The organism is Streptomyces sp. 4F14, assembly GCF_048159485.1.
In the GTDB taxonomy this organism is placed as follows: Bacteria; Actinomycetota; Actinomycetes; order Streptomycetales; family Streptomycetaceae; genus Streptomyces.
In genome coordinates this window covers 65,954-79,655 of record NZ_JBLRVY010000012.1, presented here as the reverse complement: position 1 = coordinate 79,655, position 13,702 = coordinate 65,954, and the positions used below count along the sequence as shown (strand labels likewise).

Annotated in this window: 10 protein-coding genes; 5 read left to right on the top strand and 5 right to left on the bottom strand. The window is 73.9% G+C overall.

Annotated elements, in window-relative coordinates:
• The first annotated feature begins 115 nt into the window (after positions 1 to 115).
• Positions 116 to 1,114 carry a LacI family DNA-binding transcriptional regulator gene (locus tag ACLZOT_RS22050; RefSeq protein ID WP_416970718.1) on the top strand — a complete coding sequence of 333 codons (999 nt, stop codon included), beginning with the start codon at positions 116 to 118 and terminating at the stop codon, positions 1,112 to 1,114.
• A gap of 36 nt (positions 1,115 to 1,150) precedes the next feature.
• Here ACLZOT_RS22050 and ACLZOT_RS22045 read toward each other — a convergent pair whose 3' ends face one another.
• The 4 genes from ACLZOT_RS22045 to ACLZOT_RS22030 are packed head-to-tail and all read right to left on the bottom strand — an operon-like array spanning position 1,151 to position 8,070.
• Complete coding sequence (locus tag ACLZOT_RS22045) at positions 1,151 to 3,721, bottom strand: TIR-like protein FxsC (protein ID WP_416970717.1); 2,571 nt, start codon at positions 3,719 to 3,721, stop codon at positions 1,151 to 1,153.
• Positions 3,718 to 4,719, bottom strand: coding sequence for an AAA family ATPase (locus ACLZOT_RS22040; RefSeq protein ID WP_416970716.1), 1,002 nt, complete (start codon positions 4,717 to 4,719; stop codon positions 3,718 to 3,720). Before ACLZOT_RS22040 ends, ACLZOT_RS22045 begins: the two co-directional genes overlap by 4 nt.
• Entirely contained in the window at positions 4,716 to 6,884 is a 2,169-nt protein-coding gene (locus tag ACLZOT_RS22035; RefSeq protein ID WP_416970715.1) for a hypothetical protein, read from the bottom strand. Before ACLZOT_RS22035 ends, ACLZOT_RS22040 begins: the two co-directional genes overlap by 4 nt.
• On the bottom strand, positions 6,877 to 8,070 hold the full coding sequence (locus ACLZOT_RS22030) for a hypothetical protein (RefSeq protein WP_416970714.1): 1,194 nt from the start codon (positions 8,068 to 8,070) through the stop codon (positions 6,877 to 6,879). Before ACLZOT_RS22030 ends, ACLZOT_RS22035 begins: the two co-directional genes overlap by 8 nt.
• A 183-nt stretch (positions 8,071 to 8,253) precedes the next feature.
• On the opposite strand from ACLZOT_RS22030, the gene ACLZOT_RS22025 reads away from it, so the two are divergent.
• Positions 8,254 to 8,838 (top strand): TerD family protein, encoded by a 585-nt coding sequence (locus ACLZOT_RS22025; RefSeq protein WP_416970713.1) that lies wholly within the window; start codon positions 8,254 to 8,256, stop codon positions 8,836 to 8,838.
• A 42-nt stretch (positions 8,839 to 8,880) separates the two neighbouring features.
• On the opposite strand, the gene ACLZOT_RS22020 is transcribed toward ACLZOT_RS22025, so the two are convergent.
• On the bottom strand, positions 8,881 to 9,147 hold the full coding sequence (locus ACLZOT_RS22020) for a GlsB/YeaQ/YmgE family stress response membrane protein (protein ID WP_416970712.1): 267 nt from the start codon (positions 9,145 to 9,147) through the stop codon (positions 8,881 to 8,883).
• 364 nt (positions 9,148 to 9,511) lie between these two features.
• On the opposite strand from ACLZOT_RS22020, the gene ACLZOT_RS22015 reads away from it, so the two are divergent.
• The 3 genes from ACLZOT_RS22015 (at position 9,512) to ACLZOT_RS22005 (ending at position 13,676) form a co-directional block, all read left to right on the top strand.
• A complete protein-coding gene (locus tag ACLZOT_RS22015) occupies positions 9,512 to 11,707 on the top strand; it encodes an MMPL family transporter (protein ID WP_416970711.1) in 2,196 nt (731 codons plus the stop codon).
• Positions 11,708 to 11,826: 119 nt separating this feature from the next.
• Positions 11,827 to 12,999, top strand: a complete 1,173-nt coding sequence (locus tag ACLZOT_RS22010) for a sensor histidine kinase (RefSeq protein ID WP_416970710.1) — start codon at positions 11,827 to 11,829, stop codon at positions 12,997 to 12,999.
• Positions 12,996 to 13,676, top strand: a complete 681-nt coding sequence (locus ACLZOT_RS22005; RefSeq protein ID WP_416970709.1) for a response regulator transcription factor — start codon at positions 12,996 to 12,998, stop codon at positions 13,674 to 13,676. Before ACLZOT_RS22010 ends, ACLZOT_RS22005 begins: the two co-directional genes overlap by 4 nt.
• The last annotated feature ends 26 nt before the right edge of the window (positions 13,677 to 13,702 follow it).

The window sequence follows — 13,702 nt, the reverse complement described above, 5'->3', positions numbered from 1 at the left end:
CGCGGTCGGGATGTCCTGACAACTTAAAGCGCTTTAAGTGCTGGTACTATCGGCCTGGCTCCGGCAGGGTGTCAAGGGTGGTGTAGGGGTCGGATTCCGGTAGCGGGAGGCACAGGTGGAGAACGGCAGGCGCCCCCGGCTGGAGGACGTCGCCGCGAAGGTCGGCGTCTCCACGGCCTCGGTGTCCCTCGTGCTGCGCGGCGTCCCCGGCCCCAGCGAGCGCACCCGCCAGCGTGTCCTGAAGGCCGCCGCCGACCTCGGCTACCAGGTCGACCGCACCGCGAGCACCCTCGCGAGCAGGCGCTCCCGGCTCCTCGGCGTCATGGTCGACATCCACAGCCCGTACCACGCGGAACTCGTCGAGCACCTGCACGACGCCGCCGAGGAGGTCGGCTACGACCTCGTCCTCAGCACCCTCACCCGCACCCGCGACGAGAACACCGCCACCCGCACCCTCCTCGCCTTCCGCAGCGAGGCCCTCATCCTGCTCGGCCCGACCTCCCCCGCCGAGACCCTCGCCGCCCTCGACGCGCAGGCCCCCGTCGTCGCCGTCGGCCGCCGCATCACCGGAGCCGCCCTCGACGTCGTCCGCACCGCCGACGACGGGGTCGGCCAGATCGTCGACCACCTGGTCGGGCTCGGCCACCGGGACATCGTGTACGTCGACGGCGGCAAGGGCGTCATCGCGACCGACCGGCGCCGGGGCTACCGTACGGCGATGCGTCGGCACCGGCTCGACGGGCGGATCCGGGTGCTGTCCGGCGACCACACGGAGGAGGCGGGGGAGCGGGCGGCTCGGCAGCTGCTCGCCGGGGGCGAACTGCCCACGGCTGTCGTCGCGTTCAACGATCCGTGCGCGATCGGCGTCCTGACGGGCCTGACGCGTGTGGGAGTCGACGTGCCGGGTCGGGTCTCCGTCGCCGGATACGACGACGACACGCTGTCCAGGCTGAGCTGCTTCAACCTCACGACCGTCAGCCAGGGGGCGCGGGAGCAGGCGAGGCACGCGGTGACGGCCGCCGTCGAGCGGCTCGACCAGGGGCGGACGGTGCCGCGCGAGGTCGTGCTCACGCCGCGGCTCGTGGTGCGGGGGTCGATCGTCCGGGCGGTCTGAAGGGGCGGCTCTGGATGGAGCGCTCTGTGCGGGGGATCAGGCGGGGGGAGTGGGGGCGGTGTCTGGGGGGTCTTCCGTGCGGGCAGGGGATCCGAAGGCGTTCGGTATGTCCGCGAGGTCCATGCGGACCCCGGGTTCCAGACGAGTGTTCTCGGCCATATCGACGATGCGCCGGGCCAGTTCGAGTACGACCCTCTCGTAGGTGTTGCGAAACGACGTGAGTTTGATGAGTCCGTACAGGCCGTACTCCTGGTATCTCCGGGGTAGTTCGGGGCCGATGGACTGCACCTCGCTTACCACGCGCGGGATCTGACGGGGTGGCACGGGTGTCCACAGAGCCGGGACGATCGCGCTGGCCCAACCGGGCTGCCCGTTCCGCCAGCGCGCCTTGCGCTGCATGAAAGCCCACCATTCCCTGCCGCACCAGGAGCTGGCGAAGTAGCGAGGCGACAGGAGCGGCACGAACACCCGGCAGTTGGCGAGCGCGTCGGCCACCTCGTCGCTCCAGATCCTCCCTGCCGTGATCGACTGGTCCATGAACCCGGCGGTGCCTGGCTCCACCACGGTCAGGTTCCGGATGTGGCCGGTCAGGTCGTGGAAGAGGCGTTGGACCCAGATGTTCGGGTCACTGTGGTCGCGGAGGTGGAGGTGGGGGTAGCTCAGGAAGAAGTACGGCTGCCCTGAACTCGGAGTCGGGATACGGGCTTTGCGCGCCGACCGATACTGCACGGCCAGCTCGGGTCGCCCCGCCTCCTCAGCCAACTCCACAAGCACCCCACGCACTTCGTCCTCAGCCCCCCGCACCTCCCCCGCCCGCACCAGCAACTCCGCCACCCGCTGCACCCCCACCACCCCCTGCCCCACCGCCTCCTCCACCCAGTCCAGCGGCGGCACCCCCAACGCCTCCACCACCCCCTCCAACGCCCGCACCAGCGACCCCAACGACACCTGCCGCCCGGCCCCTTGAGTCCACCGCGCCCCCATCCTCCCCAGCGGCAGATCCCCCCGCGCCCGCAACGCCCCCTGCGGATCGGCCACCACCGCGGCCCCGTCCCCGTCCGACGGATGCCGCCCCGCCAGATACCGCGTCACCTGATCCCGGGTAGCCCGCTCCTCCGACCTCCGCACCAACTCCCGCAGCACCTCGGCGACTTCGGGAGGGTAGGTGAACGCCCGCCGGTTCCACGGCAACGCCTCGTGCGGCAACGGATCGGCCCCGTCCGGCAGGACCGGCGCGTACGGCGCCAGCATCCCGGAGAGGAACACCTCGGCGAGATGCTCGGGCCCGGAGTCCGGTACGGCCGACCGCTGCACGAGCCGCATCAACGGCACGGTCAACGCGGTCCCCGCACAGGCGAGGTGCGCCGCGAGCCGTCGAGCCTCGTCGGAGGCGCCGGAGAGGAAGTCCTCCAGGGCGTCTTCGACGGACTCCCCGAGAGCCGCCGCCACCCCGTGAGCCTCCCCCCGGCCCTCAACTCCCTCGCCCCCACCCCGCCCTCCAAGCCCGTCAGCCCCACCCCGACCCCCGAGCCCGGCACGGTCTCCCCACCCCGCGACCCCCGCCACCTCCCCGCCGGCCACCACCTCAAGCTGCCCGGCGTCATAGAAATGCAGCGCCACTTCCCCGGCCGGTGCCCCCACCAACCGTGCCCAGGCCCGCGTGGATGTCCCCCGCATCACATCCACCACCGGCACCGGCGTCTCCGGCACCGGCAACACCCCCCGTCCCAACTTCGGGTGCCGCACCCGGAGTTGGTGGTTCGCGACAGCCGCCCGCGCGGCGGAGGCCATCAGGCGGACCGTCGGCAGCCCGGTGCCCGCCCAGGTCTCGACGGGCAGGACGTGGAAGACGGCGGTGGGCCCCTTGAGCGCCCACCCCGTCACAGCCCGCTGCACCGCCCCGGTCCGCCACTGATACCCGACCCCGTCGGTGAGGACGACCAGCAGCGTCCGCTCCCCGGGCCCGGGATGCGCGGGCGGCGCCCCCTGCCGGTACGGCTCCGCGGTGACCCGGGGCCCGGCGGGGTCGTCGGTGTCCATGCCGAGCAACCGGATCCGCCGGAACGCCCGCAACCGGTGCAGCTCCTGGTGGAGTTCGCGCGCGGCGTCGTGCCACACGGCCATCGACACCCCGTCGTCGACGACGAGCGTGAGATCGAGCAACGGCTCGCGCGCGGGCGCGAGGACGACGTCCCGGAAGCCGTCGGCGATCGCCGTGACCGTCGCCCGGACGTCGAGCCGCAGCGCCGTACGGGACCGTACGGAGGACCGCAGGGGCCGCAGTGACCGGGCGAGCGCACGGGCGTCGGGCAGCGCCCGGGGTGTGGGCAGCCGGGTGGGGGAGACGGCCGTGGCGGCGCCGTCGCTCCAGTCGGCGGCGGCGTAGAGGGTACGGGCCGCAGCGGGCCCGGAGTCGTCGGGCCCCCGCCCGCCGCGCTCGCGCCCCGACGCCCGCGCGCCGCCCGTTGGCACGGCACCGTCCGCCGAGGCCGCCAACCCTTGAAAAGGCGTACGCGGATGGGCCGCGAGCCAGAGGATGTCGGCGAGTTCCTCGGGCGTCGCGTCGTACCCGGCGGCGGCGAGCGCCGCGTGCAGGAGGTCGATCACGGGGCGGGGTCCGTGCCGTCGAGGGGCCGCAGCACCGCCCGCAGGACGTGCGGTTCGAGGCGTACGGTGCTCAGCCGCAGGTGGATCGCGTTGAGGAGCTGGTCGGTGGCGAGCCGTCCGCCGCGCCCGGCGTCGTCGAACTCGGCGATCATCTGCTCCACCTTGGCGACCGTCTCGGCGTCGGCCCCGGTGAACTCGGCCCCGAACTGGGCGCGTACGACGTCCTTGAGGTGGTCGGGGCCGGGGTCGCGCAGGTCGAGGCGGACGCAGCGGCGCAGGAACGCGGGCGGGAAGTCGCGCTCCCCGTTGCTGGTGATGACGACGACCGGGAACTCCCCGCAGTACACCCACCCGTCCACGACGGTCGCCTTCGGCGGGGGCCCGGCGTCCTCGGGGGCCCGGTAGGGCACGGGCCGGGTGACGGCGACCTGGGCCTCCCGGTCGCCGCTCTCCTCGGAGCTGCGGCTCAGCTCCGGGATCTCGAAGGCGCCCTCCTCGAACACGGTCAGCAGGTCGTTCGGCAGGTCGATGTCGCCCTTGTCCAGCTCGTCGACCAGCAGGACGCGCGGGGCGCCGGGCGGGGCGGCGAGCGCGGTGCCGAGCGGCCCGAGGGAGACGTACCGCTGCACGGGCGGGGTGCGGGTCGGGTCGGCGGTCGCGTCGCGCAGCCGGGCCACCGCGTCGTACCGGTAGAGGGCGTCGGCCAGGACCGAGCGGGAGTTGACGGCCCAGTGCAGGACCTCGCCGAGGCCGAGGTCGTCGGCGAGCGCGTGCGCCAGCGACGACTTGCCGACCCCGGGGAAGCCGGTGACCAGCAGCGGGCGGCGCAGGTGCAGGGCGGCGTCGACGACGGCGGCGTCCTCGGGGCGGATCACGTACGCCGGGCGGGCGGGGCGCTCGGCGCCGAAGCGGCGCCAGGGCGGGCCCTTCGGCAGCGGCACGGGCAGGGTGTCGTGCGGGTGGCGGAACAGCCCGCCGGGGGAATCGGCGCTGGTCACGGGCGTGGTGTCCTTCCGGGAACGCGGGGGCGCGGCCGAGGGGGCAGCCGGCCGGGGTCGTCCCACAGCAGCACCAGGCCGGGCGGGGCCCCGTCCCGGTCGCCGCGCAGGTCGCGGACCTCCTCGGGCAGCAGCCGGGGGTGGACGCCGGTCCGCAGCTCACTGAGGTCGCCGCCCTGCCGTACGCCGTCCACCCGCCGGTGCCAGGTCATCACCGGCACCCCGGCCTCCGCGCAGTACGCCACGGCGGGCACGAACTCCCGGCAGTCACCGGAGAGTTCGACACACCCCACGTCGGGCCGGGCGGCGAGCGCGGACCGCAGCCCCGGCAGGTCCCCGGCGTCCCGCCGCAGCCAGTGGTGGTCGCCGGCCGCCCCGTCGCTCCCGCAGGCCAGCCAGCGCCGCTCCCACGGCGTACGCCGCCCCACGCACCGCACGACGACGGTCGCGACCTGCCCGAGCGGCGTGTTGTCCGTGCCCTGGTGGCGGACCGGTATCCGCTCGACCTGAAGCTCCAGCTGTCCGTGCGGCAGGAAGAACTCCACCCCGAGGTCGCGGCGCGCGTCGAGGAGCGGCTCGACCAGCTCGGCCAGCGTGAGCTGGGTGCGCCGCCAGTCGGCCGTACGCGCCCCCGGCAGCCGCTGGGGGCGCGGTTCGGCGGGGTCGACGAGCCAGGCGGCCGGCGTGTAGCGGCCGTCGCCGGTCGGCGCCTCGGGGTCGTCGACGTCGAGGCGGACCAGCAGCCACGCCTTGCCCCCGTGCCGCCGCGCGGCCTCCTGCCGTACCGCCGTCAGCCGGGCCCTCAGCGCCCCCGTGTGGCCGGTGCGGTGCGCGACGTCCGCGCTCCAGCGGATCAGGCCGCCGCCGTCGCCGGTGCGCTCCTGCGCCTCGGCCGCCAGGAGCGACGTGAAGCGCAGCAGGGGCGGCAGCGCGATGTCCTTGCCGCAGCCGGCGGCCTCCAGGGAGCGCAGCAGCGCGTCCGTGCCGTCGGCCGCCGTGGCGTGGTGGCGCAGCCGCCGGTCGTACAGGGCGGTCGCGCGCGCGTCCGGGAAAGCGGCCAGGAGCGCGGTGAGGCGGGTGTGCTCCTCGTGGGTGAGGAACTCGTTGGGCCGCAGGTCGCGGCCGGCCGCGCGCAGATCGCCGGGCAGCAGGTCGACGAGGGTGGGGACGCCGTGCGGGGTGCGGGCGGCGGCGGTCACGATCTGCCGGGCCGTCGGCTCCCCGGCCCCGTCGCTCACCGGCACCACCACCGGCGCGCGTTCCGCGAGCCGCGCGGCGCACGCCGCCCGCGCCGCCCCGTCCGCCAGCACCTCGTCGAGCAGCCCGGCGAGCGCCACCTCCTCGGCCGTCGGCGGCACCAGGAACTCGCCCGACACGGCCGTACGCCCGTCCCAGTTACGGCGCGACAGGCTCGGCTTCTGCGCGGTGAGCCGCTTCTCGCGCAGCGCCGCGAACTCGGCGTCGACCCGGTCGCTGACCCGGTGCAGGTCGGGCAGGACGTCATGGGTGCCGTCGTCGAGGAAGCGCAGCAGCGTACGCGGGAACAGGCTCGCGGCCTCGCCCGGCGCCCAGTCCTCCGGCCGGGCCACCTGGGCCCGCTGGCCGGTGCTGCACGCGTGCAGGACGAACAGCCCGCGCTCGGTGACCCGGGGGCTGTCGGTGACCACGCCGACCCTGCTCAGGCCGCCCCCGCGCGGCTGGTTCTGACAGGCGTTCAGCGCGACCGCCACCTTCGGCACGCCCCGCCCCTGCCGGGCCCCGACCCGGGTCGACCGGAGGGCGAGCTGGAGCGCGTCCACGTCCACGACGTACTTCGTCGCCGGGGTGCTGTCGGCGAGGACGAGGACATGGCTGCCGCTGGTGTCGACCAGGCCGTGCCCCGACCAGAACACCCACAGCAGCTCGGCCTCCAACTCCGCCATCCCTTCGAGGAGATGCCGGGCGACCGCGCCCGAGGACGCCTCCCGCCGGGGGACCGGCGCCGGGTGGTCCGGGTCGAGCGGGGACGCGAAGAGGGTGACGTTGCCGGCGGGCACCCCGCAGCCGTCCACCAGCCACGACACGAACGCGTACGCGTCCGCGCACGGGCCCCGGACGTCCCAGTCGGGGTCCTCGTGGGCCTCGACCGCGACGACCAGCGCGTGGGTGCGGCGCGGGTCAGGCACCGAACAGCTCCCGCTCCAGCGCGCGGTACAGCGGGGCGTGGTCCCAGTACGCGGAGTGCGCGCGCAGCAGGGGGCGGCGGGTGTCGACGGCGACGTCCCTGACCCGGTCCGCGCCGAACACCGGGGCGGCGACGTGCGCCAGCGGGTCGCGGGGGTCGTACACGTTGATCCAGTGCCGGGGGAACGACGCGGGCAGCGGGTCGCCGACCGACAGGGAGTGCAGGGCGTCCAGTTCGTACAGGAACGGAGCCTGCGAGCCGACCGTGACCAGCGCCCGCACCCGGTCGCCGAGGTCCTCGGTGGCCAGCAGGTCGACGCAGGCGATGCCGCCGAGGCTGTGCGCGAGCAGTACCACGGGCGGCGCCGCCTGCTCGACGGCCTCCCGGATGTGCCGGCGCAGCCCCTCGCCCCGCGCCTGGTAGCGCAGGATGTCCCCGATCGGCGGCGCCGCCTGCGCGCTCAGCTTCGTACGGCTCCTGCGCACCCGCCACGACGCGGCCCACTCCGTACCCCGCCAGAACGGCAGCCACACCGGGCGCGTGACGTCGGAGACGACGCCGAGCGCCGCTCCCGGCTCGTTCAGCGCCCGCAGCACCGCGCCGAGCAGCTCCTCCACCCCGCGCCCGTCGAGGCTCGCGCCCGCCGCGTCCCAGCGCGGGTCCGCCGCGGCGAGCGCCGAGGCGACCACGGCCCGGGCGGTGACCTGACGGACGGTCGTGACCTGCGCCGTCGTCTCCCGCAGCAGCTCCGCCAGCGCCTCGCCGACCTCACGGGCCGCCTCGGCGACGTCCTCGGGGAGGAGACCGTGCGCCTGCGCCGCCTGCCGTACGGCGGGGTCCTCGGCCAAGTCCGCGAGCAGCGGGGAGAGTTCCTCCACGGGGGTGAGGGCGCGCGGCGGTACGTACGCGCCGGCGCCGCGCTCGTCCTCCTCGGCCAGCAGCCGGAGTTCGGCCAGCGGGTCGGCGTCCAGGAGGCTCCAGGACGCGAGCCGGACGTCCTCACGCGGACGCGTCGGCAGCGAGGCGCCGGACAGGTGGAGGCGGGCGCCGTGCTCCTCGCCCCAGAAGCAGGGTACGAGCGTCAAGTCACGGTCCAGCCGGGCGAGTTGACGGGAGACGAGGGTGAACAGGGAGGTGTACCCGTCCTCGCGCACACCCGTTCCGTGGACCAGAACAACGCTCGTCATCGCGCCCCCCGCGGCTGGTTCCCGGGGTCAGTGTGGCAGAGGCGGGGTGGGGGCGAACCCTGTTGTGCGGATCGGAGCGGTTTCGGGCGGGGGGTTCCGGGATTGATTTCTACAGTGCTGTAGATTTTGCCTCGGGTTTACCGGGGTGGTCCCGGAGCCGGTGACGAGAGAGCGAGGTGGCCCATGTCCGTCGACATGACGAAGGGTCAGCGGATCAGCCTGGACAAGCCGGACGGCGGCGCGCTGACGTCCGTACGCATGGGGCTCGGCTGGCGGGCCGCCCGGCGCAAGGGGTTCCTGGCGAAGCTCGCGGGGCCCAAGGAGATCGACCTCGACGCGTCCGCGCTGCTCTTCGCCGACGGGCAGCTCGCCGACGTCGTCTTCTTCCAGCACCTCGTCAGCGACGACGGGTCCGTACGGCACCTCGGCGACAACCTCACCGGGGGGAGCGGGGCGGGCGGGGACGACGAGGTCGTGCTCGTCGACCTCGGGCGGGTGCCGGGGCGCGTCGACCAGATCGTGTTCACCGTCAACTCGTTCACCGGGCAGACGTTCGCCGAGGTCGAGGACGCGTTCTGCCGGGTCGTCGACGAGGTCACCGGCGGCGAGCTGGCGCGCTACACGCTCAGCGGGGGCGGGGCGTACACCGCGCAGATCATGGCCAAGCTGCGGCGCGGCGGCGGGAGTTGGCAGGTCGAGGCGATCGGGGAGCCGGCCACGGGGCGGACGTTCCAGGACCTGCTGCCCGCGGTCTCCGCGCACCTGTGAGGCGGGCCGGCCTGCTCGGTGGGGCAGGCCGGCCGGGCGGGGTCAGTCGCGGGAGTTGCCGAACAGCAGGCGGTAGCCGACGAGCAGGACCAGTGAACCGCCGATCGCCGCGCCCCAGGTGTACAGGTCGAAGAAGTCCTTCACCACCGGCCGGTCCAGGAACTTCGCGGAGAGCCAGCCGCCGATGAAGGCACCCGCGATCCCGATCAGGGTGGTGCCGATGAAGCCGCCCGGGTCGCGGCCGGGCAGCAGGATCTTGGCGATCGCTCCGGCGAACAGGCCCAGGATGATCCAGCTGATGATGCCCACGGTGACCTCCGTAAGGGGCGGCGAAAGGGGGACGCCGCCGGCGTTCAAGGTTTGCGTACTTGCGCAATCCTACGAATAACTCCGGCGTCCTGACCAGCACTTACCGTCCCTGGTGCCGCCCCGTCGAGGTTCTGTCACGAGATCAGGACAATGCGTCGCGGATCCGGTGTCTTCGGCGTGAGCGTGGACATCAGCGCCGATGCACACGCCGGAACGGCCGGTGTCATACCTGAGGAGGAGGCGGGGCGGTCCGGCTGGTGCCGTCGCACCAAGCCCAAGTGCCAGTAAGGGCACGATGCTCGGCAGGGGTGCCGAGGGCGAACCTGGCAGGGTCCTCGCACCTCGACTTGGAGAGACCGCTTCCGTGGCTACCTTTCTCTACCGCATGGGCCGCACGGCCTTCCGACGACGCTGGCTGGTGGTGCTGCTCTGGGTCGCCCTGCTCGGCGGCCTCGGCGCGGGAGCCGTGAGCGCGCCCGCCGCCGAGGACAACGGCACCTCGTTCATGCCCGGCATCGAGGCGCAGAAGGCGTTCGACCTGATCGGCCAGCGCTTCCCGGGCCGCGACTCCAACGGCGCCAGTGCCCGCATCGTGTTCGTCGCGCCCAAGGGCGAGAAGGTCACCGAGGGCGGCAACAAGGTGGCCATCGACAGGCTCGTCACGGAGGCCGGCGACGTCTCCAAGGTCGAGCAGGCCGTCAGCCCCTTCGCCGCCGGGGCCGTCAGCAAGGACGCGACGACCGCGTACGCACAGATCACCTACAAGGTGAAGTCCGACGACCTCACCGACGCCGACAAGGCCGCCCTGGAGAAGGCCGTCGACCAGGCCAGGGACTCCGGGCTGACCGTCGAGGTCGGCGGCAACGTGCTCGGCTCCCAGCCCGCAGCCGGGGGCTCCGCCGAGGCGATCGGCGTCGCGCTCGCCGCCGTCGTCCTGCTCATCACCTTCGGCTCCCTCGCGGCGGCCGGACTCCCGCTGCTCACCGCGCTGGTCGGGGTCGCCGTCAGCATGGCCGCGATCATGGCCGTCGGCAGCCTCTTCGGGCTCACCGCGACCACCGGCACCCTCGCCACGATGCTCGGCCTCGCCGTCGGCATCGACTACGCCCTGTTCGTCGTCTCCCGCTACCGCGAGGAGCGCGCGGGCGGCAAGCAGCCCGCCGAGGCCGCCGGGATCGCCGTCGGTACGGCCGGCAGCGCCGTCGTGTTCGCCGGGCTGACCGTCGTCATCGCGCTCGCGGGTCTCTCCGTCGTCGGCGTGCCGATGCTCACGAAGATGGGGCTGTGCGCGGCCGGCGCGGTCGTCGTCGGGGTGCTGGTCGCCCTGACCCTCGTACCCGCCCTCCTCGGCATGTGGCCCAACGCGACGCTCTCGCGCAAGGCCCGCCGGAACAAGGCACGCCAGGCGTCCTCGGAGAACGGCGGTTCGCGGTGGGCGCGGTTCGTGCTGCGGCGGCCGGTGCCCGTGCTGCTCGCCTGCGTCGCCGGGCTCGGGGTCGTCGCCGTTCCCGCCGCGCACCTCGAACTCGGCATGCCGGGCGACGAGGCGAAGCCGGCCTCGACGACCGAGCGGCGTGCCTACGACGACCTCGCCGAAGGGTTCGGGCCCGGCTTCAACGGGCCGCTGACCGTCGTCGTCGACGCCAAGGGCGCGGACGACGCGAAGGGGGCCGCCGCAGAGATCGCCGCGAAGATCGAGGACACGAAGGGCGTCGTCTCCGTCTCCGCACCCCGCTTCAACCAGGCCGGTGACACCGCCCTGTTCTCCGCAGTGCCGTCGACCGGGCCCAACGACGAGGCCACCAAGGACCTCGTCCAGCACATCCGCGCCGAGCGCGCGGCGGTCGAGAAGGAGACCGGCGCGACCTTCGAGGTCACCGGCACCACGGCCATGAACATCGACGTCGCCCAGGCCCTCCAGGACGCCCTCGTGCCCTACCTCGTGGTGATCGTCGGGCTCGCGCTGGTCCTGCTGCTGCTCGTGTTCCGCTCGATCCTCGTCCCCGTGAAGGCCGCGTTCGGGTTCCTGCTGTCCGTGCTCGCCTCGCTCGGCGCCGTCGTCGCCGTCTTCCAGTGGGGCTGGGGCGCCTCCCTCATCGGCGTCGAGCAGACCGGGCCCATCATGAGCCTCATGCCGATCTTCCTCGTCGGCATCGTCTTCGGCCTCGCCATGGACTACGAGGTGTTCCTCGTCGCCCGCATGCGCGAGGCGTACACCCACGGCGAGTCCGCGCCGAACGCCGTCGTCAGCGGCTTCCGGCACAGCGCGCGCGTCGTGGTCGCCGCCGCCGTCATCATGATCGCCGTCTTCTCCGGCTTCATCGGAGCCGGCGAGTCCATGATCAAGACGATCGGCTTCGGCCTCGCGACAGCCGTCCTCTTCGACGCGTTCGTGGTCCGCATGGCACTGGTCCCGGCGGTCCTCGCCCTCGTCGGGGACAAGGCGTGGTGGCTGCCCGGCTGGCTCGCGCGGGTACTGCCCCGGGTGGACGTCGAGGGGACCGGGCTGCGGGCCGGGGAGCCGGAGGAGGTACGGGAGAGCGAGGCTGTGAGGGTCTGAGGGGCGGGGAGGGGCCCCGGAATCCGGACGGGGCCGCGTCCCCCGCCGTCCCCGTCCTGTCCGTCTGACAGCATGATTCCTCCGCCCCTTCCCCTCCCGCCCTTCCTTCGGAGAACCCCGTGAACACCCGGCGCCCGCACGCACCCGCCGCCGACGTCTGGCTGATGGCGTTCACCATCGCCTGCGGCGTCACCGGGATCGTGGTGAGCGCCGGGTGGCGGTTCGGGGACGGGCACATGCTGCCCGCCGCGATCCTCGCGACCGTCGCCGGGGTCGCCCTGCCCTGGCGGCATCAGCGGCCCCTCGCGGTCGTCACGCTCACCACGGTGTGCGCGATGTGCCAGGGCCTGCTGGGCATGCTGATCACCCCGCTGCTGACGGCCCCGATGACGGTCGCGCTGTACTCCGTCGGCGTCCGCGAGGACGTCAGGGTCCGGCGGACCGCCGCCCTGATCTCCGGGCTCGGCATGGCGGCGAGCGGCATCGCGCTGACCCTGCGCGACCACGAGTTCTTCCTCACCGTCGTCAACCCCGTCTCCTGGGCCCTCCTGCCGGTCGCCTTCGGCAGCTACGTCCAGGTCCGCCGCGCGCTCGCCGCCTCCCGCGCCGAACAGGCCGAACGCGCCCGCGAGGAGGAGGCCCACCGGCGCGTCATCGAGGAGCGGATGCGCATCGCCCGCGAACTCCACGACGTCGTGGCCCACCACCTCGCCCTCGCGAACGCCCAGGCCAGCACCGCCGCCCACCTCGGGCGCAGCAACCCCGAGCAGGCGTTCGCGATCCTCGACCAGCTCTCCGGCACGACGGCCTCCGCGCTGCGCGAGCTGAAGGCGACCGTGAGCGTCCTGCGCCAGAAGTCCGACGAGGAGAACCTCGCCCCGGCACCGGGCCTCGCCCGCCTGCCCGACCTCACGGCGGCCTGCGCGGCGGCGGGCGTACGGGTGGAGGTCGTCGTCGACGGCGAGACGCGGGACCTGTCACCCGCCGTCGACCTCACCGCGTACCGCATCGCGCAGGAAGCCCTCACCAACGTCACGAAACACGCGGCCGTCCCCGAGGCGGAGCTACGGCTCGCCTACACCGACCGGTACCTCACCCTGACCGTGCGCAACGCGCTCGCCGGACCGCAGCGGGCCGCGCCCGGACGCGGTTACGGCCTCACCGGCATGCGCGAACGCGCCCTCTCCGTCGGCGGCACCTTCCACGCCGGACGCCGGCCCGACGGCGGCTTCGAAGCCGCCTGCACCCTGCCCCTGCACCACCGCGACCCCGACGAAGGCAACGCCCCATGACCACGCGCGTCCTCCTCGCCGACGACCAGGCGCTCCTGCGCGCCACGTTCCGCATCCTCGTCGACTCCGACCCCGGCATGACCGTCGTCGCCGAGGCGGCGGACGGGCGCGAGGCGGTCGACCTGACCCGCGAACACGCGCCCGACGTCGTCGTGATGGACATCCGCATGCCGGGTACGGACGGCCTCGCGGCCACGGCGGAGATCTGCGCCGACCCCGCCCTCGCCGCCACCCACGTCCTCATCCTCACGACCTTCGAGGACGACGAGAACGTGGCCCGGGCCCTGCGCGCGGGCGCGGGCGGCTTCCTCGGCAAGGACGTCGGCGCGGACGTCCTCCTGGCGGGCATCCGCACGGTCGCCCTGGGCGAGTCCCTCCTGTCTCCCACGGCCACCCGCACCCTGATCACCCGCTTCCTGACGACCCCGGACCCGGCCGAGGCCCTGGCCCCTCCGGCCCTCCTCACGACCCTGACCGACCGCGAACGCGAGGTCATGTCGCTCGCCGCGCTCGGGAAGTCCAACACGGAGATCGCCGAACAGCTGGTGCTGAGCCACCTGACCGTCCGCAGCCACATCCAGCGGGCGATGACGAAACTGCACGCCCGGGACCGGGCCCAACTGGTCGTCATCGCCTACCAGTCGGGGCTGGTGGAGGCGCGTCCGCCGGGCAGGTGAGACGACGAAGGCTCCCGTGCCGCCGG

What these genes read in the sequence shown, in the direction of transcription:
- ACLZOT_RS22030 (WP_416970714.1), bottom strand. Translation starts at nt 8,070, where the DNA reads ATGACGAGCGTTGTTCTGGTCCACGGAACGGGTGTGCGCGAGGACGGG.
- ACLZOT_RS22025 (WP_416970713.1), top strand. Translation starts at nt 8,254, where the DNA reads ATGTCCGTCGACATGACGAAGGGTCAGCGGATCAGCCTGGACAAGCCG.
- ACLZOT_RS22005 (WP_416970709.1), top strand. Translation starts at nt 12,996, where the DNA reads ATGACCACGCGCGTCCTCCTCGCCGACGACCAGGCGCTCCTGCGCGCC.